General features: G+C 41.0%; 28 protein-coding genes and 1 riboswitch. Of the genes, 16 read left to right on the top strand and 12 right to left on the bottom strand.

Features of this window, described 5'->3' with window-relative positions:
• Positions 1–4: 4 nt before the first annotated feature.
• Both B5X68_RS27215 and B5X68_RS27210 read right to left on the bottom strand, forming a co-directional pair.
• Positions 5–385 carry a DUF190 domain-containing protein gene (locus tag B5X68_RS27215; RefSeq protein ID WP_082217931.1) on the bottom strand — a complete coding sequence of 127 codons (381 nt, stop codon included), beginning with the start codon at positions 383–385 and terminating at the stop codon, positions 5–7.
• Positions 372–1,700, bottom strand: coding sequence for a voltage-gated chloride channel family protein (locus B5X68_RS27210; RefSeq protein WP_082217930.1), 1,329 nt, complete (start codon positions 1,698–1,700; stop codon positions 372–374). The genes B5X68_RS27215 and B5X68_RS27210 overlap by 14 nt, the downstream gene beginning before the upstream one ends.
• Before the next feature lie 38 nt (positions 1,701–1,738).
• Positions 1,739–1,805, bottom strand: a riboswitch (Fluoride riboswitch).
• 307 nt (positions 1,806–2,112) lie between these two features.
• Here B5X68_RS27210 and B5X68_RS27205 point away from each other — a divergent pair.
• From B5X68_RS27205 to B5X68_RS27190, 4 genes are all read left to right on the top strand, one after another.
• Complete coding sequence (locus tag B5X68_RS27205) at positions 2,113–2,451, top strand: hypothetical protein (protein ID WP_082217929.1); 339 nt, start codon at positions 2,113–2,115, stop codon at positions 2,449–2,451.
• The gene (locus tag B5X68_RS27200) at positions 2,451–2,933 is read left to right on the top strand and encodes a hypothetical protein (RefSeq protein ID WP_082217928.1); all 483 of its coding nucleotides are present in this window, start codon (positions 2,451–2,453) and stop codon (positions 2,931–2,933) included. Before B5X68_RS27205 ends, B5X68_RS27200 begins: the two co-directional genes overlap by 1 nt.
• Before the next feature lie 31 nt (positions 2,934–2,964).
• Positions 2,965–3,759 (top strand): hypothetical protein, encoded by a 795-nt coding sequence (locus tag B5X68_RS27195; protein WP_082217927.1) that lies wholly within the window; start codon positions 2,965–2,967, stop codon positions 3,757–3,759.
• Positions 3,760–3,867: 108 nt separating this feature from the next.
• Entirely contained in the window at positions 3,868–4,749 is an 882-nt protein-coding gene (locus B5X68_RS27190) for a hypothetical protein (protein ID WP_082217926.1), read from the top strand.
• Positions 4,750–4,766: 17 nt separating this feature from the next.
• Here B5X68_RS27190 and B5X68_RS27185 read toward each other — a convergent pair whose 3' ends face one another.
• The 5 genes from B5X68_RS27185 to B5X68_RS27165 all read right to left on the bottom strand — a co-directional run bounded on the left by B5X68_RS27185 (position 4,767) and on the right by B5X68_RS27165 (position 8,644).
• The gene (locus B5X68_RS27185) at positions 4,767–5,789 is read right to left on the bottom strand and encodes a DUF8464 domain-containing protein (protein ID WP_082217925.1); all 1,023 of its coding nucleotides are present in this window, start codon (positions 5,787–5,789) and stop codon (positions 4,767–4,769) included.
• Positions 5,786–6,355, bottom strand: coding sequence for a hypothetical protein (locus B5X68_RS27180; protein ID WP_082217924.1), 570 nt, complete (start codon positions 6,353–6,355; stop codon positions 5,786–5,788). The genes B5X68_RS27185 and B5X68_RS27180 overlap by 4 nt, the downstream gene beginning before the upstream one ends.
• A 369-nt stretch (positions 6,356–6,724) precedes the next feature.
• A complete protein-coding gene (locus tag B5X68_RS27175) occupies positions 6,725–7,663 on the bottom strand; it encodes a replication protein RepA (RefSeq protein ID WP_082217923.1) in 939 nt (312 codons plus the stop codon).
• 44 nt (positions 7,664–7,707) lie between these two features.
• Positions 7,708–8,004 (bottom strand): hypothetical protein, encoded by a 297-nt coding sequence (locus tag B5X68_RS27170; RefSeq protein WP_082217922.1) that lies wholly within the window; start codon positions 8,002–8,004, stop codon positions 7,708–7,710.
• Positions 7,979–8,644 (bottom strand): AAA family ATPase, encoded by a 666-nt coding sequence (locus tag B5X68_RS27165; RefSeq protein ID WP_082217921.1) that lies wholly within the window; start codon positions 8,642–8,644, stop codon positions 7,979–7,981. The genes B5X68_RS27170 and B5X68_RS27165 overlap by 26 nt, the downstream gene beginning before the upstream one ends.
• Before the next feature lie 229 nt (positions 8,645–8,873).
• On the opposite strand from B5X68_RS27165, the gene B5X68_RS27160 reads away from it, so the two are divergent.
• Positions 8,874–9,461 carry a hypothetical protein gene (locus tag B5X68_RS27160; protein WP_082217920.1) on the top strand — a complete coding sequence of 196 codons (588 nt, stop codon included), beginning with the start codon at positions 8,874–8,876 and terminating at the stop codon, positions 9,459–9,461.
• A 23-nt stretch (positions 9,462–9,484) separates the two neighbouring features.
• Here the strand turns inward: B5X68_RS27160 and B5X68_RS27155 are convergent, their stop codons facing one another.
• Both B5X68_RS27155 and B5X68_RS27150 read right to left on the bottom strand, forming a co-directional pair.
• Positions 9,485–9,760 (bottom strand): DUF2958 domain-containing protein, encoded by a 276-nt coding sequence (locus B5X68_RS27155; RefSeq protein WP_082217919.1) that lies wholly within the window; start codon positions 9,758–9,760, stop codon positions 9,485–9,487.
• A 270-nt stretch (positions 9,761–10,030) separates the two neighbouring features.
• On the bottom strand, positions 10,031–10,729 hold the full coding sequence (locus B5X68_RS27150) for an FRG domain-containing protein (protein ID WP_082217918.1): 699 nt from the start codon (positions 10,727–10,729) through the stop codon (positions 10,031–10,033).
• Positions 10,730–11,198: 469 nt separating this feature from the next.
• Here B5X68_RS27150 and B5X68_RS27145 point away from each other — a divergent pair, with 469 nt between their 5' ends.
• The 5 genes from B5X68_RS27145 to B5X68_RS27125 all read left to right on the top strand — a co-directional run bounded on the left by B5X68_RS27145 (position 11,199) and on the right by B5X68_RS27125 (position 14,701).
• Entirely contained in the window at positions 11,199–11,534 is a 336-nt protein-coding gene (locus B5X68_RS27145; RefSeq protein ID WP_141110442.1) for a hypothetical protein, read from the top strand.
• Between the two features lie 200 nt (positions 11,535–11,734).
• On the top strand, positions 11,735–12,322 hold the full coding sequence (locus B5X68_RS27140; protein WP_082217916.1) for a recombinase family protein: 588 nt from the start codon (positions 11,735–11,737) through the stop codon (positions 12,320–12,322).
• Between the two features lie 117 nt (positions 12,323–12,439).
• Positions 12,440–12,928: a hypothetical protein gene (locus tag B5X68_RS27135; protein ID WP_082217958.1), complete on the top strand. Its 489-nt coding sequence runs from the start codon at positions 12,440–12,442 to the stop codon at positions 12,926–12,928.
• A 64-nt stretch (positions 12,929–12,992) separates the two neighbouring features.
• Positions 12,993–14,147 carry a DUF3800 domain-containing protein gene (locus B5X68_RS27130; protein ID WP_082217915.1) on the top strand — a complete coding sequence of 385 codons (1,155 nt, stop codon included), beginning with the start codon at positions 12,993–12,995 and terminating at the stop codon, positions 14,145–14,147.
• Between the two features lie 302 nt (positions 14,148–14,449).
• Complete coding sequence (locus B5X68_RS27125) at positions 14,450–14,701, top strand: hypothetical protein (protein WP_082217914.1); 252 nt, start codon at positions 14,450–14,452, stop codon at positions 14,699–14,701.
• A 655-nt stretch (positions 14,702–15,356) separates the two neighbouring features.
• Here the strand turns inward: B5X68_RS27125 and B5X68_RS27115 are convergent.
• Both B5X68_RS27115 and B5X68_RS27110 read right to left on the bottom strand, forming a co-directional pair.
• Positions 15,357–16,985, bottom strand: coding sequence for a caspase family protein (locus B5X68_RS27115; protein WP_082217912.1), 1,629 nt, complete (start codon positions 16,983–16,985; stop codon positions 15,357–15,359).
• Entirely contained in the window at positions 16,966–17,328 is a 363-nt protein-coding gene (locus B5X68_RS27110) for a hypothetical protein (RefSeq protein ID WP_082217911.1), read from the bottom strand. The genes B5X68_RS27115 and B5X68_RS27110 overlap by 20 nt, the downstream gene beginning before the upstream one ends.
• Positions 17,329–17,682: 354 nt before the next feature.
• Between B5X68_RS27110 and B5X68_RS27105 the strand changes: the two genes are divergently transcribed.
• Complete coding sequence (locus B5X68_RS27105; protein WP_082217910.1) at positions 17,683–18,687, top strand: IS110 family RNA-guided transposase; 1,005 nt, start codon at positions 17,683–17,685, stop codon at positions 18,685–18,687.
• A gap of 876 nt (positions 18,688–19,563) precedes the next feature.
• Here B5X68_RS27105 and B5X68_RS27100 read toward each other — a convergent pair.
• Positions 19,564–19,827, bottom strand: coding sequence for a hypothetical protein (locus B5X68_RS27100; RefSeq protein WP_141110441.1), 264 nt, complete (start codon positions 19,825–19,827; stop codon positions 19,564–19,566).
• A gap of 1,171 nt (positions 19,828–20,998) precedes the next feature.
• On the opposite strand from B5X68_RS27100, the gene B5X68_RS27090 reads away from it, so the two are divergent.
• From B5X68_RS27090 to B5X68_RS27070, 5 genes are all read left to right on the top strand, one after another.
• A complete protein-coding gene (locus B5X68_RS27090) occupies positions 20,999–21,922 on the top strand; it encodes a hypothetical protein (RefSeq protein ID WP_082217907.1) in 924 nt (307 codons plus the stop codon).
• Between the two features lie 63 nt (positions 21,923–21,985).
• Positions 21,986–22,117 carry a hypothetical protein gene (locus tag B5X68_RS29380; protein WP_262485887.1) on the top strand — a complete coding sequence of 44 codons (132 nt, stop codon included), beginning with the start codon at positions 21,986–21,988 and terminating at the stop codon, positions 22,115–22,117.
• A 764-nt stretch (positions 22,118–22,881) separates the two neighbouring features.
• Positions 22,882–23,589, top strand: a complete 708-nt coding sequence (locus tag B5X68_RS27080; RefSeq protein ID WP_082217905.1) for a hypothetical protein — start codon at positions 22,882–22,884, stop codon at positions 23,587–23,589.
• Positions 23,590–23,913: 324 nt separating this feature from the next.
• Positions 23,914–24,462 (top strand): phosphoribosyltransferase, encoded by a 549-nt coding sequence (locus B5X68_RS27075; protein WP_082217904.1) that lies wholly within the window; start codon positions 23,914–23,916, stop codon positions 24,460–24,462.
• A 2-nt stretch (positions 24,463–24,464) separates the two neighbouring features.
• Positions 24,465–25,523: DNA-processing protein DprA (locus B5X68_RS27070; protein ID WP_082217903.1), on the top strand; the 1,059-nt coding region annotated here is incomplete at its 3' end.

The following is a 25,523-nucleotide window of genomic DNA, read 5'->3' as shown; positions in this document are numbered from 1 at the left end:
AACATTATTGATTGGACTGGTAAACGATTTGATAGGTATCAGGGTTTTCTAAAACCATGAAAGTGTTTTTGAGAAGGTCATCATTGAGCCCGATAAATGATGCCAGCTGCTGCGGCTCACCAGTTACTTCGATACAGACCGGCAATCTGGGCGGCACAATCTCGGTCGTTGCAAAAACGAGTTTGGTATCCTTTAAAAATCCGGCCCGTACCGGAAACATAATAGCCTGACGTATGCCGGACTCTTTTGCCTTCTTTAATATAAAGTTTGCCAGATTATTGCGCCACAGCCGCTGCCAGAAGGTTAAACCCGGAATGCCTTGGCCGGTCCCAAGGTAAATGCGCAGTGTAGTTTGCCTGAGCAAAATAAAATCAGTGTTTTCCATGAGCAGTTTTTTTAGGGTTAGACCTTAGGTCAGCCAAGTTTTTACCTTCATGCTGGCTGTATAGGACGTGTTTGGATTGGCCAATGAGTTGGGAGCCATAAATGCCGCGGTGTCCGGAAAAGAAGTAGGCAATTATACATGCGATAGCAACATACACGCCGCATTCGGCGCCAAATAATTCAATGCCCATCAGTATACATGCAACTGGTGTATTGGCTGCACCTGCAAAAACAGCTACGAACCCCATTGCCGCCAAAAGCCCTGTAGGCAATGGGATAAAATAAGAAAGTGCATTTCCAAGGGTTGCGCCTATAAAGAATAATGGCGTGACTTCACCACCTTTGAAAGCTGCCCCCAAAGTGAGTGCTGTGAAAATGATCTTAAGCATAAAATCATACGGTGGCAGCTGCGTTGTGAAAGATTCTAAAATGACTGGGATACCAAGACCTATGTACCTGGTGGTCCCAAGGCCCAGTACAGCAAGGGCAACAATGGCGCCACCAAACATGGGCCGGAAGGGTGGAAATGAAATTTTTCTTTTGAAGATACTGCTTATAAGATGGGTAAGGCTGCTGAACAGAACTGAGCAGGCACCAAAGATACATCCGGCGATTACAGCATATAATACCCTTGAAACAGAGAGGTCAGCCACTAATGGAATATGGTAATGTGTATGTCCCACATGCCAGGCTTTTGTAGTCATATCGGCAAGTATGGCAGAAGCAAAAGCTGGGATTAACGCCTCATATGTTATCCGGCCAATCAAAAATACTTCAAGACCGAATATGCCTCCTGCAAGTGGTGTGCCAAACACCGAGCCAAAACCTGCGGCAATTCCTGCTATGAGAATGAGCCTGCGGTCCCGTGGGCGCAGCCCGAAGATCCTTGTAAACTGGTCTGCGATAGATCCCCCGATCTGCAGAGCGGTACCTTCCCTGCCGGCTGACCCACCAAACAAGTGCGTGGCAATCGTCCCGATCAGAACGAAGGGTGCCATTTTTAAAGAAATGATTTTGGAGGGACGGTTGATGTTTTCCAGCAAAAGATTGTTTCCTGCTTCGAGCTCTTTTCCAAAATAATGGTACATGCATCCGACGACAAATCCTGCCAGCGGAAGCAGTGAAATGATCCAGACGTGACTTTCTCTATAATGGGTAGCCCAGTCCAGACAAACTAGAAATAATGCAGATGCAGAACCAACCAGAACGCCGACTAATGCTGATAGCAGAAGCCATTTCACCGTAAAAAATACAATGGCGTTGCGCCAGAAAAAAGAAGCGAGATTCTTGGGAAGACGGAAACGGAAAGCTGACATTTTATATATACCTATTAGATGAACAAAATTACTTTTTGATCCTAATAGGCGCCATCAGCCGTGTTAAGGCGGTTTCCGCAGGAAGACACCATTTCCTGTAATTGTATACAAAGTAAAGAAAGATACGGCAATATAGCAAGAGATCTTGCTTATCAGTAAAATCCATGTAATATTTCGGACAACCAAAGATTATTATAAGTTGTGTTCTTGATTCGCGTCAAGGCTCAGAATTGAATGTACCATATTACGGAACGATAAAAATATTACATCAAAGTCGTGACGGTTTTTCTCCCTTTCTTTAGTTTACCCCTACATTGATTTTGGTGCACCTGAATCGGCTGAATTCCTACGCCTGCTGCAAGAAGATGACCTGGCTGATGAACTGCGCAGGGAACTGGCAGATAGGGACACTATGCTGCGTTTATTTGTCATTGTTGCAGGACGTGATGCCCTGGCTTCCTGCGTAAATTATTACAACGCGGTGTCTGCTGGAATTGCCGGGCAATTTCCTATAACAATGGTGGTCAATATGGGCACTTTTGGCGGTAAAGAAACAGCTGAAAAGGCGGTTGAAAAACTTAAAGAGCTTGGGATAGATTGCAAACAATTTGGTGACCTGGGTAGTGGTGGTGCTGTTAAGGAAATAATAGACCTGATCAGCCAGCCTGATCCGGACCCGGCATCCCTGGGTATGATGTCCAGGATCATGTACCGTAAAAAACAGCAGGAAATACAGGAAATTATTAGCTAATGGAAAAACATACAAACCTCGCCGCGGAACGCCACAGGCTGGCACTCCGCTTTAACTTATCAGAATCAGCAATTGAGCCCGAGATCGTACCACTGATGTTGGCTGTCGAGAAATCCGTTGACAAGATTGAACAGGCCGCTGCGAAGGTGAATGAAACGATCAAGCCGGTTACTTATAACAACCACTACGGGTATAACGCTTCTGCCTGGACTATATGGTGGGGGAACCTGTCTACCGGCATTGGTCAAAACATCGTGGCGGTAAGCTTGGTATTTTCCGCTTTTCTTTTATGCTGTCTGGGCGCCTTTATGATAAAAGATGCCATGGCTGATAAGGAGAAAATTGAGCTTGCTGAAACGAAGTGGAATTTCATTTCCAGGCACTTTGTACAGAATGAAAACGGAGAACTTTTCATTCCAAAAGAAAACTATCTGGTCACGGAGGACAAAAAAGGCATTATACTCATTAACCGTGAGGAATAAATGGTAGACTAACTTCTTAATTAGCATATTTATGGCCCAAAAAGAATCAAATGGCGTTTATGATATCAATCTTCTATTTAAAGATGTATCGGATGATATCCTCACAACATTTCTGGAAGGAAAATTAAACTTAAAAGAATATGCTAAAAGCGAGCTTAATAACAGAGGACGTCCTTTTATTAAAAAAGCTAAAAAAGACGGAAATAACAGAAATTTAGATGCTTTCCTACAAGCATCAAATGAATTCTTAGCTATTTGTGACAATATATATGGTCTGTATCTTGACAGTACTCAGGGTTACAATTCTATCTTTGATGGTATTTTACAGGATCAAAAAAATGATCATTTAAAGACAGACGAATATACTTATGTGTATGCAAGCCCAGACGGCTTTGATAGAAACAGTTATGTTTTACATAAATCAACCTTGGGCAAAGTCAAAAATAGAAACTCAATAAACGGAGAAAACTACCTAAGCCTGGCAGCGTATGCAATCGTTTTAATATTTGAGCACTGGGAAAGAGAATATAGGGAGAAAATAAGCGTTGCCGTAGACCAAGATAGAGAGCTAATTCAGTTTGACGTTTTAGGAAGCATGAGATTATTCAGAAATGACATATTACATAACAACAGAATTATCACAGAAAAAACTGCAAAAGACTTAAAAAGCTTTGATGTAAAGGCTGGTAATAGCATTAATATCACGTTCTATGACCTTAGTAATTTGATCACAAGAATTAAAGAGTCGTTGACCGTGTACTGTATTAAGGTATTTGATCACGATCCTGATTTTGAGATTACTGAATACATTCCGGAGCGAGAATAAACATGCCTAAAATCCAACATTGGCTTTATTTAACAGCAAAATTACCTCAGCAATAGTAGTAAACTAGTGTTTTTATCTTGTCTATATCAACCATTTCTATATCAAAAAATGCTTTGGCGATTACATATTAGACCCGATCCTAAAAACGGGAAGACACATGACGACGTTGTTGATTATTGCATAAAAAATAACATCTCTGGGATAGGTTGGCCGGTTTCTGAGGAAGTTAAAAGCCCAAGTGAATACGAACAGGCAGTACGTAAAAAGTATAACGGGTCTGTTCCATCCGTTATCTTTGCTAATAAACCTGTTCCAGGAGAATATATTTGGGCACGCGATCTGAATGGGAAATACTACTTAGGATGCATTAAATCTGACTGGTTCTATTCAAATGATCCATTGCATATAGAATTGGATATTCCCAATCAGAGAGAGTGTGAATGGATTGAGATTGGAAGCGAAGAAAATATTCCTGGAAAAATTATTGCCTGCTTTCGTCCGGCTAAATCTTTCCAGGCAATCCACGAACCACTAATGCACCAATTTACTAAATGGGCCTTTTCACGTGAAATTGACAGAAATAAATTTGAAACTGATTTAACAAGTGAAGGAATTACTGAGGCAACATTTTTTAAATTTATCGGTGCCGACGACTGTGAAGATGTTGTCGGTCTTTATCTCCAAAAGATTAAGGGGTATTGCATAATTCCCAGTTCGTGCAAACCAGCAACCATTGGATATGAATTCATTCTAAAACATTCAATCACATCACAAACAGCTGTCGCCCAGGTAAAACAAGGGAATGTAGGGCTTGATGAACGGCTTCGAGGGATTGCTGACCACATTTATTTGTTCTCAACTAACGGAAAAGTTCAGGCTGATTCTGATGATGTCACAGTACTGTCAGCAAGTGAGTTATTCTATTTTGTCTGCAAGCATAGAAATATATTGCCTTCCAGAATCAATTATTGGCTTGATTTTCTGACTTAATCTATCAAGACACAGCATTAAACCTTTTTGGAACGTGGCTTAGGCTTTTGGATGTTCTGAAACGACCGATGGGTGTTCCCTGCTGCCGGTCTGTAATCCAGCTTCAATTCGTACATGTGCTTTTCGTTCATATCTTTGAACTCGTGGTACTGATAGGACATGTCGCCGTGCTTCCAGTCGGGCATCTCCCCCATTAGGTCAAGCATTGCACGCTGCCCGTTTCCGTTACTGTCCAGATGACAATAATGATGGATAGTTCCGGCCAGCAGCGTGTTCAGATATTCGGCTGCTTTATGGATCATTGCATCACCATGCATCACGATAAAGTTATATGTGCCGATCTCGCTATGGTCGGTCGTGATGAACGTCAGAAAGTCCATCATGGAGTAAAAAGCCAGCCACGTCTTTGTATGCCAGTCCTCAGTTTTATGATCGCTGTTACGTGCCCGGATCACGGAAACGCCCTTCCCTCCTACCGTGGTTTTCTTATAGCCGCTGGTCGAGAAAAGTTTCGATCGGACCTCGTAACCCTCCTGCTCGTTAATCATTCCGAAGCCATAAAGCAGAGATTTGGGATCTTCTCGCAGGGCGAATTTAATATCGGTCAGGTAAGGCGCAGCTCGTTCAGGATTGATCCCGCGGCTGGCCAGGTGCTTTGCATGGGCAGTCAGCTCACGGCGATTGTACGGCTCGAAATCATCAACAGCGACCAGCGTGTAGTGAGGCAATTCGGGTTCCATTTTTTTGAACTGCACTCTGTCGGGCTGGACAATATAGCCCGAACCCATGACCCCCGCAATATATCCGATGGATGCCGAAACGTCACGGGCATTCTTGTATGTGATCGGCCAGTCGATTATGTTCCCTCCTACCCCCAGCCCGTGGTCATACCAGGCAAACCGGTCCCGCGTCAGCACGAAGCTAGCGTGGCTCTCTTCCCGGATGGCATACCAAAGGCGCCCGGCTTTCAGCTTGCCGGTGTAGCCCTGGCGATCCAGGAACTCATCGAGTGGGATGGATTTGGCATCTTTGATGTTCATTTATCCTCTACCTTAAAATGGTAAATTTCCCAACACGCAAGATTGGGACACTTATGATTTCTAGCAGCATGCTTTAAAATACGAATATGTTTACGGTATTCTGGCATTGAATTGACGCTAGTCCATGCGTCAGGATTTTTCTCGCCAGCAGCGATCAATATTGTTCTATCAACCGGGCATAATGGTGGCATTTTGATTTTCCCAATCAACCACATAATCTTTAAAAATACCGAAAGGCTCTTTTGAGAATGAGAAATTTTAAATCCGTTTTCATCAAAGTACGCATGATATCTTTCATTCATCAAAGACTGTAACTCCAAAATATCATTCTCATATTCTTTGACTGTTACGACATCAATATACTTTCTAGATATTCTAAGCAGTTCGCTCGAACAAAAAGCTTTGATCTCTTTTCTTCGAAACGTGCTGGCGTCCTTATTATAAATGGGATTACGTTGTAGAGCCGCATCAAATGAGCTTGATAAAGCGGCTTCAACAGTTTTAGTCGGATTATATTTCTCAATAAATCTCAACTTCTTTTCAAAAATCTCAGGCGTGCTACACATGATATAGATAAAATCAATAACTAAGAAGTTAGTTCACCGCCCCCCTCTTTCCCTCATCAGTTTTCAACAATTTTTTCAGCTAATAATAGTATTTTTTATTTGTTTTTAAATAAAGGGTTGTGGGACAAAATCACGGTGCCTTTCTCGAGTAAATCACGGTGATTTCAACGACAAAATCACGGTGCATAACCTACTTATCCACAAGCTTTTACACAGACTTATCAACATAAAATTGCTATTGTACCGTGGTTTACTCGTTATTTAATATTTAATATACTGATTTACTGATAGTTATGCTTATTATTGAGACAAAAACACGGCAATACCGTGAAATAGTCGTTATTCTGGATATAATTAACTTATTAACAATTATTTAGCAAACATAAATAGCTGCTGCGGAATTGGAGTTGGACTGTTGTGCAGCAACATCCCGCGCGTGCCTTTTTGCTCGATCTTAGCGTCTGTATACAAGGTTCTTACCAAGTCCCAGGTCTTCTTGAAATTTGTCCTAAAATCAGTCATCCGCGTATATTCACCCCCAAACTGGTCTTTTAACGTTTTCCATGCCAGAAACTGCGGTTTCCCCTTTGGAATGCGGTGCAGACGGTGCGCGAGAAAGCAATACAGATCAATGGCGGTCGCGTTATTGCTCAGGGCGGCAAGGTGAAGCTTTGGAAGCGGCACAGCATGCTCGACCAGATTTTTAAAATACTGCTCCGACAATTCGATCTGTTCTGGCCAGCGTTGCTGGTTGCTGTCCTTGAATACGGTAAACCGGCTTACGATCGGCATGTTGGTGTTATCCTGCCACTCTGCCCCGTCAAAGGTCAGACGCATGATGGAATTAGATAGTCGCGCAATTTGATCTCGTACGCCCGATATTTGGCTCCCTCCGTCCGTCATTCCGATTTCCTTGACAAATTGTGTCAGATTGTTCGAACTCACGTCTATGACCCGATTTTGGGTCTGCACGGCGATGGCGTTCAGGTTCGCCAGGATGATGCGGGCCTTCGTACCGTATGGGAGTCCGATATATTCGTTTTTGTGCGTGGCAGGGTTCATCACCGGCAGCGGGATCACCGTCATAGTGAACTTGCCGCTTTCAGTCTCCCAGACCTCACTCGGAGTCAATGGCTCCCGGCGCGGCAGGAACACCTGACACATGGCCGCAGCCTGAAAGAGCATTTCACGGTCGTCCGGTTCTTCCTGGTAAGCTTCATAAATGAGCTTTGACCTGCGAACAGCAACTTTTGAGGTTCCGTCTGGTTTTGGTTTAACATCTTTTTCTACGTCTTTTTTAGCACTCATTTAGCGTTTACTTTAACGTTAAAAATAATGTTAGTTTTAACGCTCTATTGAACGCTATATTTTCGGCGTTCCCGCTCGATTTTCTCCTGTACGGCTTCAATAACCCAATCGTGCACGGATATCGAGATCTTGCGGCTGCGGCTTCTGGCCGGGCGTTTGTCGCGCAGTTCCTTGATCTTTTCCATTTCATCAACCGTCATAATTAGCTTAATGCTTTTGGTTGAATTTAGATCTGCAGATTCAGATTTGCTCTCCACCGTAGTTTTGCCGCCTTTATTGACAACAGCTTCGATCTGTTGTTCCGATACCTTCTTCTTAGGCGGTGACGTTGATATTGACATGACTAATGCGTTTAAAAAGTTCAGTAATTTCGTTAATGGCTTTTAGGTCGGCCTTCTCCCCCATTTCAAAAACTGTCAATCCGGCTGATCCGGAGTTTGGATATGCCTTACGGTTTTTGACCGGACAATCTATGAATGTCATCTGCTCGATGGCCGACAATGCTTCCGCTGATTCCCGGTTATCCGCTGAAGTTATATCCGCACGGTTCAGGAATGTGTACGCAATTAATGGCGTCGCGCGCGTCGCCTGTATTTCTTCCAGAATTTCAGTGAATTTAGCCAGCGTCCAGATATCATGGCTGCGTGGCTGGATCGGGATGATTGCAACATCGGATGCGAACAAAGCAGCACGTTGACTGGTCGTGTCTCGCCCCCCTGTATCAATCACAATATGGTCGTATTTTGACTTCATGGTTTCGACCTGTTTGCGCAGATTTGCACCTACAAGCTGCACCAATGTATAACCGACATTTCCATCAAGAGTTTGCTCACGCCATGCGGTAAAATCGCTTGCGGTGCCCTGCTCGTCAGCATCAATCAAAAGGACATCAAAACCCTGTTTAGACAGCCACACGGTAAAATGCTCCGCAATTGTGCTGCGGCCACTCCCACCCTTTTCGCCTGCGGTTGTGAAGATCATGATACGTTTGTTTAGACATTAATTTTAACGCCAAAATAGATGTTTATTTTGGAATAGCAAAATATGTTTAAAACAAAGCCATATTTAACGTTTATAAGGTGGTTTTTTTAACGTCAAAAACAAAGTTTATTTTAACATGTTTTGTAACGCTTAATAAAAGCTTCAAATGTCACATGCAGATACGCTTCCATTTGTATATTTTTGTATACTACTCAAACCTCTCTCTAAAATGAAAAGATTTACCCTTGCGCTCCTCCCGATCCTTTGTCTTACATTATGGGCTTGTCCTAAAGATGACCCGAAAGACGATCCAAAACCTGATCCAGCAAAAGAAACAAGAGTGTCTTTATTAGAAAAGCACAAAAATGGGATATATCTGCTGTTTGGAAGTAAAAATACAAATCCAAGTAACGATCTGACTGAATTCAAAAATCCTGAATGCGGTGTGATTAGTGAATTCAAGAATTTGAAATTTACCCTGGTTGATGATATACCGAATGACAACCACTCTTGCGGCAGTAAAATTCTGGATGGTTACCTGACGCTCAATATTGGAACATCATTAGTTATTGATGTTTCATATTATTCCGATATCAAAAGCATTAATATGCGTGTAGTAGATGGCTGTACACCTGGTATGACTGTTTCCCTAATTGATATGGATGGAAAGATAATTGCCGAAAAAGTTACTTCTTACGCTGACTACTTTGCTAATTTTCGAACTCGGGAAGGATTGGATCTTAGTAAAATTAAAGAGATCAGAATATTTAAAAAATGTGAAGGTGGACCTGCCAATATAGACATATTACCATACTGAAATAAATCGTTACTTAGGTCTATTTAATCAAGAAAGGTGCGCAATTGCCAGCTTTCTTGATCCGTTGTGATTTGCTTGTTCATGCGTGCGGCTTTGTGGTAAACGCTCATAGGGTAGGAGGGACGAAGTGCTTGTCCCATTCTACAAATGGGATACTCAGCGTTGGGTGCTGGACTTTTCCAGTTCGCGATTGAAACATTTCTCAATTCTGGCAAATCCATACCGAGGTCGCAAAGTCCGAAAGCAATGTCATAATAAGGATCCAATTCGGATAGGAGCCATGATGGCGCCACAAGCATTGTAGAAAATACATCCGCGCTAAGAAAAAATGATGTCTGAACTAATGCAGATCACTAACTTGTCGGACTAGGTGGATCAATTCGGGGTAGAAATGGTTGATCATGAATTCTCTTCCTCAATTTTTCAATGCATTTGTGGACATTTCGAGCTGATTCAAGGGATTCTTTCATTCCGTGGTTGTATAGGGTAATTTATACTCTCTGATTAATGGCAAGCATAAGTAACTTCTTGAAATACAGTGATATATATATTATTAAAAAATCCAAGATTTAGTTAAAGTATGAGGTATTCAGGTGTCGGCACAAGCCTTCAATATCTGGGTATATTGATTGATTATTAATTCCAAGAATTGATACTTTTTGTATTAGAGTGATCTTATCATTCGGCTTAACAATGACCTTTCTAACCATATGCTTCATATCGGCATTCTCTTCAAGTGGTATGAATTTACCTAGCTTTGAAGAACATTTATGTACAGTAAACCATCCGGCTTGGGCAACTATCCTGTCGTTGTTCATAGGAGGCCGTAAAATTCGAGTGTGAGTAATTTTAAACGGCGATTCATTCGCTTCATAGTCTACTAAAAAATTTTTGCTAGCTTCTAGGATATAAATTACTGAATCAGTGCTGGACAGAGACCTGCAAGCAAACCACAGGGCTATAAGTGGATTGCTCGACCAATCTAGAAGTCTTGTCCTTAAACCAAAATGTTGTGCAATAACAAGCCATTCCCAATCCGTTTTGGGCTCTCTTGAAAGCAAAAGTGGTGCGCGACGTTTCAGCTCTCTCAACATATCCTCTTCAGTTTTGACTAAACTTTCATCGTTTCTCTTATCATCGCGAGCAATTGAAGGCAATAAAGGCTTGTCTTGATCTTGACCACGAAAAAGTAAAATGTCGTTTGAGGACGTTAATGGCTCAATGATTTTCAAGTATTGATCTAGAGTAGAAATTTGGGTTGCATACATAAATGAAAAGTTCGTCTAGCTTATAACAAATTAAAAATACGATCTCTAAATTACTTAATTTCTGACGTTAACATAGGTTGAAAAAACCCCAAAACTTATATTAGGTTGACATGTAGTGTTTTAGTTTACACCTGTTATGACGATTCTTACGTCAAACATAGGTGTCGGGGTTGGAGGTAATTGGTCGAATGACCTGTTGAACATCAAATGTTTTACAGGGTTAATCAAATAAATTGATAGTCGCAAATAACGTCCGATCCGTGCGACTGTTTTAAATCATGATCAGCAGGGATGAGTGTCTCACGTCCGAGGGTTTTCTGAGACACAGTATCAACGACTGGTTATCAAGATCATCATTACTTTCCTATAAATAGGCTTTCTGTTCAACAGTTAAAGCAGTATCTTCCTGTCTCAGTACATCTGGATAAGAAGAATGGTATTAAGAAATATTAAAGAGCGGTGTAGCTGTATGAAAGCGTCAATATACGTAGGGTACGAGGAAATCGGAAAGACTAACTTTTCAGTCACAGACGAAAGCATGGGTGCCATTGGGGGCAATTTGTTTCCAAATGAAAATTACGAAAAGTACAAACACCAAATTCAAAGACACTTTGACAAGAAGGGCATTTCTAATATCGAAGACCTTAATTACAGAATTGTTCTGGAAGACAATACTGAATTGAAACCATCAGGAGGTATTGGCATCATTGACTGCGTTGATTTCAGCGAAATACTTGTTGAATCGGCAGGTTTAGACCTTTCCAAGATTCTGAATAAGCTAAAAGACGCAGATGGTATTAATTAACTCCACATTATTCTACACTTTTCAAGTAAGAGAAGGTTGGAATTCACAATAAAGCGTAGTCTCAGGAAACCTCCGTTTTGAGAGACTGGTTGATATATCAACTTACTATATGTTTAGTTATACAAAAGTGTCTTAAATTGTTGTCTCATATTTCTTTGTCGCTTTTTCGTACCTTTGATTGAATTAGTGAGACAAACAATATGATTTTTGGATATGCAAGGGTTTCCACTCAGGACCAGAACCTAGACCTTCAAATTGACGACCTAAAAAAGTTAGGGTGCGAACGCATCTTTCGCGAGAAAGTGTCATCCGTCAAAGAGCGGCCGGAACTTAACAAGCTTTTAGATACAGCTAGGGCAGGGGACACCATTGTCGTCTGGAAGCTCGACCGGCTCGGCCGTTCCTTAAAAGACCTAATCCATTTAGTTAATGAATTCCAACAAAACCAGATTGGCTTCCGGAGCCTGAACGATGCTATTGATACAACCACAGCACAAGGCCGGTTGATCTTTAACATCTTTGCTTCACTGGCCGAGTTCGAACGTGACTTGATACGGGATAGAACAAAGGCCGGCTTGTCAGCTGCCAGGGCACGTGGTAGAATGGGAGGGAAGCCTAAGGGATTAAACAAGGAGGCCCAGTCCAAGGCACATGCTGCCAAAGCGCTTTATGACAAGCAGGATAAAACTGTGGCCGAGATTGGCAAAGTCCTTGGGATTAGCCGGGCAACAGTATATCGTTATGTTAAGGAGGTGGAACATGGGCTCGCGACAGCAAACACAAAATAACCACAACAGCAAGTGGTATCCACTTTCCATGCATGTGTATTTGCTTTGCTGGCCCTTTTTGTTTGGCATCTGATTTATATATTGCACACTGCGTTATTCACCAATCCAAACCCATTAATGAAAGCTAAAAGTATCCGCTTCTTTTCACCACAGGAAAATGAGCAAAAAGTAGACAAGAAAGCAAAGGCAAAATCACTTCCCAAAGGCTATATTTCCGCTGCTGGCAAGATCGTGTTCCCGTCATTGACCATTGAAGAGCTGGGGATTGAACCCGATACAACCAGGTTCCTGGTAGGCACTGATGACGGCAAACGTAAGATCAAAAACCTTTACCTGGTTCCCACAAATCAGGATGGCGCTTTTTCTATCACACGCTCCGGTCGCGGCTATTCCTTGCCCCTTGATTTAATCCTTAGTAAAGGAGGTATCGATTATGGTAGTCAGAAATATGTGTTCACCGCTTCAATCTTTCAGCATGAGGGTTCAGTTGGCTACGCACTGGAAATCTCACCTGAGCAGGCATCTGAAAAAGTACCCTATACCGGCAAACCACGGGGACGCAGGCCAAAGGATAGCCAGCAAACAGATGATCAGCCCGTAGAATAATCAGGTACCCTTGCCGGTATCCACTAAACGTTAATCACTTTGCCGGTCTCCGGCCTAAGCCATTATGCATCATACAGCATTTTTAAGTGAGTGGGGCAACAACGCACTTGACTTTTCCAAAAAGGGCCCGTCCGGGATCTTGCCAACAACCCATTTCATTGTTACTGCCCTTATCATCGGCAGGGCAGATGTTGAAAATGTCCTAGCAGTGCTTAAGGCGGTTAGTAAACGTCACTTCGATGGTGGACAAATTGACTCAGAAAAGACCGGTAATAACCATATTAAAAGGAAAGAAGTGCTGGAAGACCTGGAAGAGTTGCCATTCCAGGTTTTCTCAGTTATCATCGATAAGCGCCAGTTGATAGGGGAGGGGCTCCGCTACAAAGGCTCCTTTTTCAAGTTCCTGCATGGCCTGGCCGACCGGGAGTTGTTTAGGATCTTTCCGGATTTGGAAATGGTTGCCGACCGAACCGGGGATGAAACCTTTATGAAAGGCTTTATTAGTTATGTGCAGCAGAACCATATCGCCAACCTTTTCAACGAATCCTCCTTTGGCTTTGTGGCCGCTAACGATAGCCCAATTGTCCAGCTCGCCCATTTTATTGCAGGGACGCTCGCGCGCTGCTACGATGAAACAGAAATCACTGATCAAAGAGGGGAGTTTATCCAAATTCTCAAACGCAAGGTTTTAACCATCAGGTTTTGGCCGGATGCCTTTGCCCATAACTTGATCAATCAGCCACAGCCGGGCCCCAGTTTCGATCCGCTTTTATCGGAGCTCAGCGTCAACCTGGCCAATGATTTTCTGCATCGCAAATCCGTCGACAAGGCCCCCCAGGCCATCGACCAGGTAAGCAGCCTGAGCTACCTGCTTTTTCATTTCCGGCATATTAGCCCAACGCGTTACATCACCAGCTTTGAGCTCATAGAGCATATCAGGGCCAGAAGGGGAAAGAATGTTTCGCTTCATTATTTTCAAACGAAAGTGATTGCTCCACTCCGGGACGCCGGTGTGCTGATTGCCAGTAGCTCGCGTGGATATAAGCTGCCTGCAAGCCAGCAAGACTTATATGATTTTATAGGCCATAGTAACACGATCATCGAGCCCATGCTTTCACGCGTAAAACGGTTCCGTGACCAGATCTATATGGCGACCGATGGCAAGATCGATGTGCTCGCTGCCGATGAGTATAAAGTGATCCGTAAAGTAATTGATTGATAAAAGTCGTTATTGAGCATTTTTGAAGGTCGGTTGTAAACAGGTTAGAAGGGCGCAGTTTGTACTTAATGACACATCTTACCAAGTCAACAAAGCTTTTGCTTACTCGAAGCATGGAAATACACTAGCGCTCACTTCAGTATAATTCTGTTACTGCAAGTGGAACAATTACAAGCTTACAACTAGACATTCAAGTCCAGAGATCATTCAGGAACTGCCGTTAGTTAAATCAATCGCACCGGCGGCTAACTGCATTCGTGCATTGGCTTTGGTATAAGGTAAATAGCCGGAAATTGACTGGCATGACTGATTATCAATTTATCCGGGAGATCAAAGAATTCAAGCTCGACCACTTTATGGCTTATATGGGATGGATTGGAAACAAGCCCCATAAGATTTACACGCGCGAAGACCCGTTGCTATTCTTTGTCTATGATGAATACACTGACAGGCTCTTCGAATTCAAACTAAGGGACTCGGGCAGTTTAAATAAAGCCACCATTTATAACTGCCTCGTTAAAGCTTACCTGGCCTTGCCTGACAGAGAAATTTAATGTTTCGAAGCAATGTAGGCCTGCCTCAATAATATGGTTAATTTGACCGGCGGAATTTACAGCTCTATAAAAAGTCGGGTAGTATGAAGTGATCAAAGCTAACCTTCCCAGGACCATGCAATACAAACCATTTGACGGAGCTCAGAAATGATGAAAGTGCTTGTAAAGTCATTTTCGAGCTTATGACAGCGGGGGCCGGACCTACTGAGTTTGGCTTTGTGGAAGACTCTGAGCTGGGTTATTTTCAAACAGACCTGCTAGATTAACAGACGAACTGTTCTGCCGAAGCCAGGGCATGGAGCTCCATCATAAGAAACAGAGGAATGCCACTATCTGTCTGAGACACCAAAAATGAAATTTCGGTACAACCCAAAATGATACCTTGTGCACCGCAAATAATTAAATCTTGCAGGATCCGGCTAGATTCCTGCCGGTCCGGGGCCAAGACCTTTCTCTGGGCTAACTGCTTACCCACGATGCTCGCTAGCGAAGAAAATTGCCGTTCGGATTTCTAAGCAGAAAGACGTTGACTGAATTTTAACTGACGATGTCGAACTTCGCGAACAAATGATTAATAACACATCAAGCCTGTTGACAAAAGCTAGGTACAATGTAGAGGAATATCGAAAGTGGTTGGCGTCAGCATAGGTGTAGATTAGCTATTTACTTCCACGGAGAAACATGAATATACAACTAGAATCAAAAACAATATATATAACGCAAAGATTAAATTGGATTTAGTCTTTTCTACGAAATATTGTCTGTCAAGGCCTCTTTTCAATTTCTTATAATCCCTTTGTGAATAGTTGTCGACAATCGACTGAAAAGTTATGTCAGTAGGTAAATTTTTTGATATATGTTGTTCAAATTCAGCTCTTAATTTCCCTGAAAAGATGCTCGTATAAACGTTATATTCTGATTTATATTTGGCGATTTCATAGATCACTTCTTTAAGCTGAACCTCATTTTGTTTTCTTTTTTCATAAAATTCGAATAGTGTTTCAGAAAGCTCCTGGTAATTGCCCTCGTTGTTGCTTCTCTTTCTATCGTAGATTTCTATATTCCTATTTATAACTTGTATGTACGATTCAATACCAGCCTGTTCTTTCTCTTTTCTCAATATTGCCCCGTTCTTTTCCAACTGTTTATTCTGTAACCACATGTCTAACAGTTTCCAGTTCAACTGACGTCCAGTGACCTGTTCAGCTTCAATCCGATATGCATCTTCGTGCTCATTAATTTCGTTGTGTAACTTAATTTCTTCGTTAATAATTTTTTGCTTGATGGCATCTTGATGCTCAAACATTTTTTTTAAACGAAGTTCTTCCTCTGTTGCTTCGAGTAGTTGCTGTTTTCGAATTTCTTCCTTACGCGTTGTAGTGGCTAGTTCAATGTCTTGTCTAATTATTATATCTTTCTTTAACTTTTCAAATTCCTTTTCTTTTTCATAGTATGCGTTTGGGAATAATTCCACTTGGGCCACGACTCCTTCTGGCTGTTTAGGGGAGTGAATTTGTGGTTGTATTGCGTCGGATTCGTAAAGTTCCTCACATTTAAGTTGTAATAAAAAATGAATAGTTTCTAAGGTTAATCTGGAGCTATTTACATCAGGGCTACCATTTTTAAGTACTAATAACAGCGCTTTTGTAAACATCGTAAGGTTGCCTTCCCGAGTTACCATTGATACTTCATCCTTTGATGAAGACGCTAAGATCGAGATTCCCTTTGTCGCTATTCGTTTTTTCGCAAGGTTAACTTTTACTAATTCGAAATAAGACCCTTGCATTTGTGAAGCTAGTCCGGCAGAGAAGCAAGCATCTAATATAATGACGATTCTTAACCATGCTGCGTATTCGCCAAAAACGGAATTCAGCGCGCCGGCTTGTATGCTTGACCATGCTTTGTGTGAATTAGTAGTGTCTTGAATGGCCAAATAGTATTCATTTTTTTCGAATGCTCCATGCCCTACATAGTACATTATTAAATCAGTTACGCTGGTACCTTCTTCGCGCAACTCATCAACTCTTGTTCGAATAAAGTTTCCTATATCCTTTAGGATACTACTACTACTGCGGGGGTCGTTAAAACGATTCAGCAGATTATCAGGATTTATATTAAAGCTTGATTTTCTCAAAAAATACCTACTTATTTCATCCGCAGCATTCGCGAATGCAATATTACTCTCAAATGACGATTTTGGAAATTCGCTAGCGCCTAGGATTATCACTAGAACATCCGATCGAGGAGTAGAATATCCTTCCTGGTCAAACCTCTGTATGGCCATTTCGTAGGAATTTTTCGGTTATGTCTATTGCTTGGAGTCCCGTAAAACCTTTTACGTCTAGTTTCATTCCGTTTGGGCCTTCAATGACAATTCTTGTGTCTCTATACTTAGTGAGAATAGCCTGTATCCCTTTCGCAATACCGCGTGCAAGTGCTAGTGCAGCGGGTGTGCCCAAAATTAATAGGACCGTTGCGCCTGCATCCTGAGTTCTAGCATTGTCTCTTGTTTGTTCTACCTGTATATCTTCGCCGAGACTCCGGATGAGAGTGGTCAGTTCTGATGCATATTGGTTCGCGTCTTTTGCAACCACATCTTCAAATTTTATTATGTATTGATTTTCCATCTAATTTTAGCTACAAGGGTTGATTATTAGGTATTTAAAGACTTTTGGGAGATAAGTATACTTGCCGATTCTTATCTTTAATGGCAGGCTTAAATAAACTTATAGGTCTATGAGCAGTTGTCTAGGCCGCAATCCGTCGAATTATTGGGTCTAACTGTCGGCCGTCCTTGACAAGCAAACCAAGAAAATCCGCCATCGTTCTGATAACGTGTCCCAGATATTTCCACTTAATATTTCTCATATCGTCCACATGTAATAGGTCGTATGTATGTGGACAAATTAACTAATGCACCGGACAAACTAAAATCAGTGAAAAAATATGTATCTTAGGTATAGGTCAGTAGAATACTAAATATGAGACGACAGCCAAAACTGATAGCCGGTGTTGACATCTCGAAGTACACTCTTGATATAGCACTTATTTCAGATAAAAATGAAACTGCATCCTTCAAGATAAACAACTGCGCGGCAGACCTTCGTAACTTCGTAAGAGGTATAAAGGAACAGTTTAAACTAAGAAATGCTGATCTGGCGTTTTGCGCGGAGAATATGGGACTTTATGGTATTTTTCTTACGGATGTACTAATTAAAATGCACATTCAGCTCTTCCTAGAATCACCGCTACAAATCAAACGATCGTTAGGGCTTCACAGGGGGAAAACTGATAAGGCAGATGCTATTCGGATTGCGGAATATGCCAGAAAAAATTTCACTTCACTTCGTGAGTGGACACCACCCCGGCCCTGTATTAATAAAATGCAGGAGCTTCTTACAATAAGAAAACGTCTTTTAAAAGTGAAGGTAATTTTAAAAGGAAACTCCAAGATTGAGCGTCACTATCTGGATTCAGTTTCTGCAGAAAATCTTGCAGCGCATAGCTTTCGAAGTCTGGATGCCGTCACTAAAGACATTTCTGCGATCGAAAGTCAGTTAACTACTATAGTTCAATCTGATGAAACACTATCTCACTTGTATGACCTGGTGACTTCTGTACCAGGTATTGGTAATGTCATTGGGATTCATCTACTTATTTACACCAATGAATTTAAAGATTTTGCAAATCCAAAAAAATTTGCAAGCTTTTGCGGTGTAGCTCCATTTCCATGGTCATCTGGTATTAGTGTTTTAGGAAAAACAAAAGTATCATTCTATGCCAACAAAGAGCTAAAATCACTATTACATATGGCTGCAATGCAAAACGTCAAAAAAACAGATAGTTCGCTAGCAAAGTATTATCAAAGGAAAGTAATGGAAGGCAAGAACAAGATGAGTACCCTTAACGCACTTCGAAATAAATTAATCCATCGTATCTTTTCCTGTGTTATGAACAATAGAAGATATGAGGAGCGCGTGAGTTAACAGATATTCTCGAGCAAAGATTTATTGCCAAAAATTAATGGCGCATAGCTTACCCTTAGTCGAAATGATATAATTATCCTAAGAGCAACAGAATGTTTCTCCCACAAGTAATAGTTGCAGGTTGCGGGCCGTTTAATTTAAGGTCTCTGGGCGAAACCATCCACATACTTAAACATTGAGCGGCCTAGTCACTGAGGAATTACTAATGGGCGTTTAAGGCCAGAAGAGCCTAACAGAAATATAAGTTTACCTCAGGCGCAACGATGAAGTAATGCGCCGTAGCCAGAATTAGGAATTACCTGTTTTGAGTTTTGGTGATTACGGAGTTGCAGGCCGCTTGATATTAATAAAGACAACAAGTTACTGTCTGAAAAACGAAGCACTTACACCATGGAGACATTGGATTTTGCTAGTTTCAAAGCACTTGTTACGTATGATAAATAACCTTTGATGCATGGCTGCTGGCGCTGTCGAATATATTTCTCTGTATCTGTGGCTATTTCGCTTGCCAATATAGATAAGGATGCGCTCACGTTGTCCCATCGACTTGGGCAAGTGGACTTTAACTTTAACACACATTAATCACTGACAACTATGGCCATGCGGACATTAAAATCAAAGGATATTGAAAATGTCAAAATCAATATTTGAGGTATTTCATCCAGGCGGATCGTATATCTGAAAGGGGACTATGAGGTATCCTGGCTTTTATAATAATATTGTTTCTGATACTCATTCTGTCAAAAGTAGGGCTATTACCTTTGATATTAAACAGTGTCAAAGATGTGCCTGCTTTTCTAAAAAAATGGCTTTCAGGTCTTAGTTCTCGTGTCATCAATGTTAGGTCATGAAAGGCAAAGTGTTATCAATAACCGGTTACTTCTTTGCCGTCAGTTTAATAATCACCGTTTGACCGAATCCAGCACTTCCGCTTAGTGTCAAAATATTTGGGGCATCTAAGTAAAACGCAGGATCGGCCGTATCTATCATTCGTTCTGAAAACCGATCCATTACCTTCGCAAATGCAACCAGACTTTCGGTTGTAGCCAACCCATCTTTATTAAATTGAAGGGGGAAGGTATCGTTCTCTTTGACAAATTGCCCTAATAGCAATCTCCATTCCGCTTTTGTTAGCGACATAAAGTGCCGTTCATGAAGGAATCTCGCCAAAACGATTATTTTCTTTTGGCGGCTATTTAATTCCCGTATGGGATATAGGTTTATCAGCATAATGAATGATCAACTTATTTATAGTAGCGTCAATGAACTAACTGATAATCAAGCCTTTTAATTATAATATACATTTGAGGCATAATCCTCGCATTTTACAGTTTTAAGAGGTAGCCGCCTTAGATACTCAGAATATCGAAGGTTTGCTACAAATAGTACGAAATCATGTTAAAAATTGCCTTTAATCGATTTAAACATAGAATTTCAGAAATAGTTATGAATTATATTTTAAGGTTTTTGATAAAAATCTTAAAATTTCTGAAAAAAAGTTACATTGGAAAAATCCAATTTATCATGTCAAACAAATTAACTTTTTTGCAAAAACTAATTGTCATAAGTTATCACCAACTACGTTGTTGTAATTTGACAAAAAAGTGTTTTTCTCGACAAAAACAAATATTTGAGTGATATTTTTTCGATATTTTTAAAATAATTGCACACAAAAAACACCGCTTTTTTTGCTCTGTGGCGCGTCCTGGTAAAATTATAATGGTGGACATGCCAAACCAGGAGAAGTCCTCTCAGATCTGAAATTTAGCAGGAAGAATTAGGTTTTTTCACTATCTTTGAAACACTAGCGAATGCATCAGATGAGTACTAGCTGGTGTCCGGTCTATGAAAGATAAAATGACATGACCTCTAATCGAATGTATAGCAAGCTCCGTGATGGAGCGAAGTAAGTAAGAATGAAGATTACGAAGATATAAAAATTGATCCATGCTTAAAGCGCAAAAAGCTCCATAGGTTAGCACCCTACGAAGCCTTTACGTCTTAAAAATGGTTGGTATCAGATTGGACTTGGACCTCCAACTGGTACTCTGATGAATGCGATTGCTTATAAACAAAGGTAAGAACAGGATTTTCTACTGCAAATTTAAACCCTTGTTTTTCAACTTCGTCACTGCCTCTATCAATTTTACGCTGAGCAGAGCACAGGTTTTACTATATAACAAAAACGCATTTTGACGCTAATTTAATTCATTGATAAACTATCAGTTACGCACTGATCCACCAGTCTGATCCTCACGATTGAGGATCCTGACTATGAATTAATTTTGTTTTACAGTAAACAACTTGTGTCATGCGCCTCAAACAAACGCGTATCCATGATGTGAACATCTTTCTTCACGCACTTCCAGATGGAAGTAAATTCCAGATTTCTCTGACAGACGTAGAACTCCATCACAAGGTACTTTCAGCTATTGGGTTCAGTTCACAGTTAAATCCGGGCGAAAGATTATTACCCAGGCCAAGGGGCCCCGTATCGCTTTTTAACTCTGAGGGCCGACAGGATCCTCAAAAGGATCAAAAAATGATACGATGCTACAGAGATGGCATGATCAAGGATTGGCATGGGCGATGGCACCATGTTGAAATTCCGTATAAACGCTATCCGCGTATTACAGTTCCTGCTCCTGGTGAAGAATTGACGGTAGATGTTAAGGATGGAAAAACAGTTGTCGTATCGCGAACACTGGAATATCGTCCGAATGATGCCAGGCAAAATGAAGCCATCAAGCATACGATCAACTTATTTCTAGAACTGTTTGGGGAATGCGATATTCTTTCAGACAAGTTACTACAAATTCACAAGTTTAAGATCGAGCGTAGGAACTGGCGTGTATTGCCAACCGGTGAGTACCCTTGGGAGAGAGCGAAAGATATTCTTAAAGATATCACCAAATCCCTTTCAAATGCACAACGTAGGCTAGTTGATTATCGCTTTAAGCATATTTCGGGATTCAACCCGAGTAAACTTATTATTGGTGAAGCTGGCTTTGACGGGTACGTTATATTCTGTTTCGAAAATCTCAACCTCTATCTCCTCGAAAGTAGGTTCACAGACAATGCGACATACATATTTGGCGAAGATTGGGAATCCTTGTGTCAGCTAACAAAGGCTGAGATCTTAGACGAACATCTTCAAAAATACCGACTTGTACACAGAGGCGGTTGGCCACAAAAAATAGCTGGATTGCTGAATCTTCGGCAAAAAGCAGCATAATATTTAGCAGTTACGGGCTATTCCGTAACTGCTTTTCATCCATTTTTTAAAAAATTCACAATCATGCCTAAGAAAACAATATATCGGAGATCAGACAACGGGCAGTTGACGACAAAAGAATACGCAGAAAGTCACCCTAAGACCACAGAAAAGGAACGGGTAAATGTGCCTAATAAGAATACAAAAACGAACTAATAAAATACTATTAATTTGATATAAAGCATGTTAGCATTCGAATCGCTAACATGCTTTTTTATCATCCATTTCTTGATCATCCTTTATCCGACAGTCCAGTCCCCCCAAAATTAAATTTAACCCAGGCTTTCCCCAAGCGGTCACGCACAGTCCGGACAGACATATTTTATCTTGCGCCCACCTTCTTTTTGTGCAGCTTGGCCGTGGCTTCATCGTCGCCGGCATTCCACGCAACCCAGCTCAAAGAGCACTGTTAGGTCCGATGTAGTGCGACATCTTTTGTCCAGTCTCTTTTGCCACCAGGTGCGCCGATGTCACTCGGAACCAAACCTATTTTACCATGTCGTATAACTACTGCATATGCTAAGTAGGGTAGGGCTTCGCCACATATCCATGTGATGTTCACATGTAGACGGCGTATGCATGTGAACAAATTAAATGTATAACTACACACTGAAGTGTAAAGTATATCCGATCATTAAAAGCTATGAAAGCTGTAAGGCTCCTTATAGCCCGCCTTATGCATCTTCACAGCTTCTTCAATCCTGCGCTGTCGTAAATGCCTCAATCACGCTCTGCAACAACAATAATAAAAGACTTCTACTGTGTGGCCGTCGTGGTCGATTTCCAATAATTGCATTTGTTCTCACCTTATGATAACCCTGTATAGGATAGGGTGTACACAACTTATTCAGAAAAAACTAAAATACTTATTTGAAAAATGATCGTGTTATTAAATTACAGCAATAATCTACTTTGAAAGCATGGACAAACCAACTGATATGACCTTTTCGGAGCTGGAAGCTCAAATTGAACAGCAGATTGCAGACATACACGCCTGTATAAAAAATATAAGCAATCTGACCCTTATTCAGGAAGCCGAAAAATATGTAGACATAATAGAGAGCAACATCCAGTACTATACGCAAGAGATCTTGTCTAGTAAGCTAAGTCTTGCCGAAACCGAGTTCTCAGTAGATGAGGAAACGGTTGCTAATCGTGGTGGTGATGAATACCAAATATTTAAAATTACACCCTTGTTAAAACAGGAGAAGGCTAAGAAAGCTGAAATAGAGGCCGAGGTTGAAAGACTTAGAACTAAGTCAAAGCACTACCTGAGAAAGAAAGGAGAAAACAGAGAACGCAGAATCTTTGCAGACCTTGAGTGCATAGCTGCTATTACTGAAACTATTGGTAACTGTGCTAACAACATAACCACTCTTCGAAAAATCATCCCGCTTAAAAGTGAATACCTATCGCTTGAAAGAAGCATATCAAGCGATCAAACTTTACTTATTAAAGAGACAAAGGAGCTTGAATTTTTAGGCGACAATTATCAATTCTTTAAGGAGTTGTATGATACAAACTTTCACAGTGTAAATGAAAGTAAAAAACAGCTTTTGCTCGATAAGCAACGCTTTAAAGCGATTTCTATGGAGCTTAAGGTTTTGTTTGATAGTCTCATTTATTAGCTAAGTGTGGCTTAGTAACGAGGGTTAAAGGATATTTGAAAGCTTTGCCTAGGTATTTACCAGGTAGGATGACCGTATCATTCATATCTAAAACCTATTATATAGCATTTTAGATGACTTATCGAATAAGTCAAAAACTGGCTAGTCAAACGGCAGATTGCTAAGCTGCTGGGTACTGGTATTTGCTCAGAACAACAAATTTAAGATGGAAACCGGGATTACACGCAAATTATTAATGTGCTGATAACTAAATGAATTAATATATTTCGGTTACATTTGTTCAAAAATTACTTTGCATAGTACAAAATCCCCCTTCTAAAAAATATGAAACTTAAAGAGGCAATCGCAGCTTGCGAAATTGATGATAAAAAGCCAGTTAATGCATTTGGTGTTTATCAGCCCTATCACCAAGGTCAAAACCCCAAATTTGATGATTTTAGTAAAGAAATTCTTAAGGTCAAGAATATGGAGGATTGGATTATCAAAGAGGTATCTCTAGCATTAGATGCTCGCTTCAACTCGGGCTTTATGATCGCTGTTGTACCTTCGCATGATCCAGAAAAGCACATATCTGGGATAAGAAAGATCGCCGAATTTTTGTGCAAAGATGGAAAACGTGGAAATGCCACAAAATGCTTGGTTAGACATACAAAAGTTGCTAAAATGGCTTCTGGCGGGAACAGGCAGGCGCAAGTTCACACAAACTCTATAAAAGTTGAAAATCCGGAGCTTATTAAAGACAAATTTATTATCTTGTTAGATGATGTTACAACAACAAATAATTCGTTATTCGCTTGTAGAGACATTTTAATGAAAAACGGTGCGAAAGGTGTATTCCCCTTTGCACTTGCTCAAACAGCTTCAAATCAATAGTTATGCAGATAAATAGTGACACCGTATTAAAAATTATGAGTCTACCGAATGTAGGCCGTAAAACAGCGTTCAAGCTGCTGAACGCTTTAACTTATAATATTAGCTCTGACAATGACCTGATCGATTTTATTAGGGAAAATGCGAATTTTCTCAGAAACCCATTAGTACAAGCTGATTTTACCAAAGCATTTGATAGAGCTGATGACACCATAAACAAATCACTGAATTCGGGTATCCGAATTATAAATTATTATGATCCAAATTTTCCAATATTGTTAAAAAATCTGGACGATGCTCCATTGCTTGTTAATGCAAAGGGCAATTATACGGACCTTAATTTGAAGCCCTCCGTTGCTATCATTGGAACGAGAGATCCATCTGATCACGGTATGAAGGTTGGAGTTCGCCTTGGTGAAGTGTTTGGAGGAGCTGGGTTTAATGTTGTGAGCGGCCTAGCTATTGGATGTGACACAGCTGGCCACACCGGATGCTTAAACAAATTTGGTTATACAACTGCTGTTTTGGCTCATGGTTTGGATAGCCTTTATCCAGCAAAAAACAAATATTTAGCGGAGAAGATATTAGATCAGGATGGTTTGTTGATCTCAGAGTATACAATTGGCATGAAGGCACAATCGAACTTCTTTGTTGAGCGCGATAGGATACAGGCCGGTTTGTCTCAAGCTGTTATTGTCGTTGAAACTGATATCAAAGGTGGTACAATGCACACGGTTAAATTTGCTGGTAACAATAAACGGATCGTCGCTACTTATAACCATGATCCTAAATATCTGTCACATCCAAAGACACAAGGGAACCAGTACCTAATCAAAAATGGCACTGCAAAGCCTCTATCTACGCCTGAAAGCATTGAAAATTTAAAATCAACGCTCTTGGATTTCTATCACATGCTGCACCCAAGTATCGAGGTTGTTAAGCCTGCTGCGGCTGTTTCCCTTGCACCGACAGCCTCACCGATTGAAGCAAAAGCGCCGGAAGTTGTAGTGGAAGCGATTGTTAAGCCTGTTGATGCAAAATCGAAAACAAAAAAGACTGCTACT

The sequence above is a fragment of the Dyadobacter psychrophilus genome, assembly GCF_900167945.1.
Classification (GTDB): Bacteria; Bacteroidota; Bacteroidia; order Cytophagales; family Spirosomataceae; genus Dyadobacter; species Dyadobacter psychrophilus.
The sequence above is the reverse complement of the archived record's forward strand: the minus strand, read 5'-3'. Positions and strand labels throughout refer to the sequence as shown.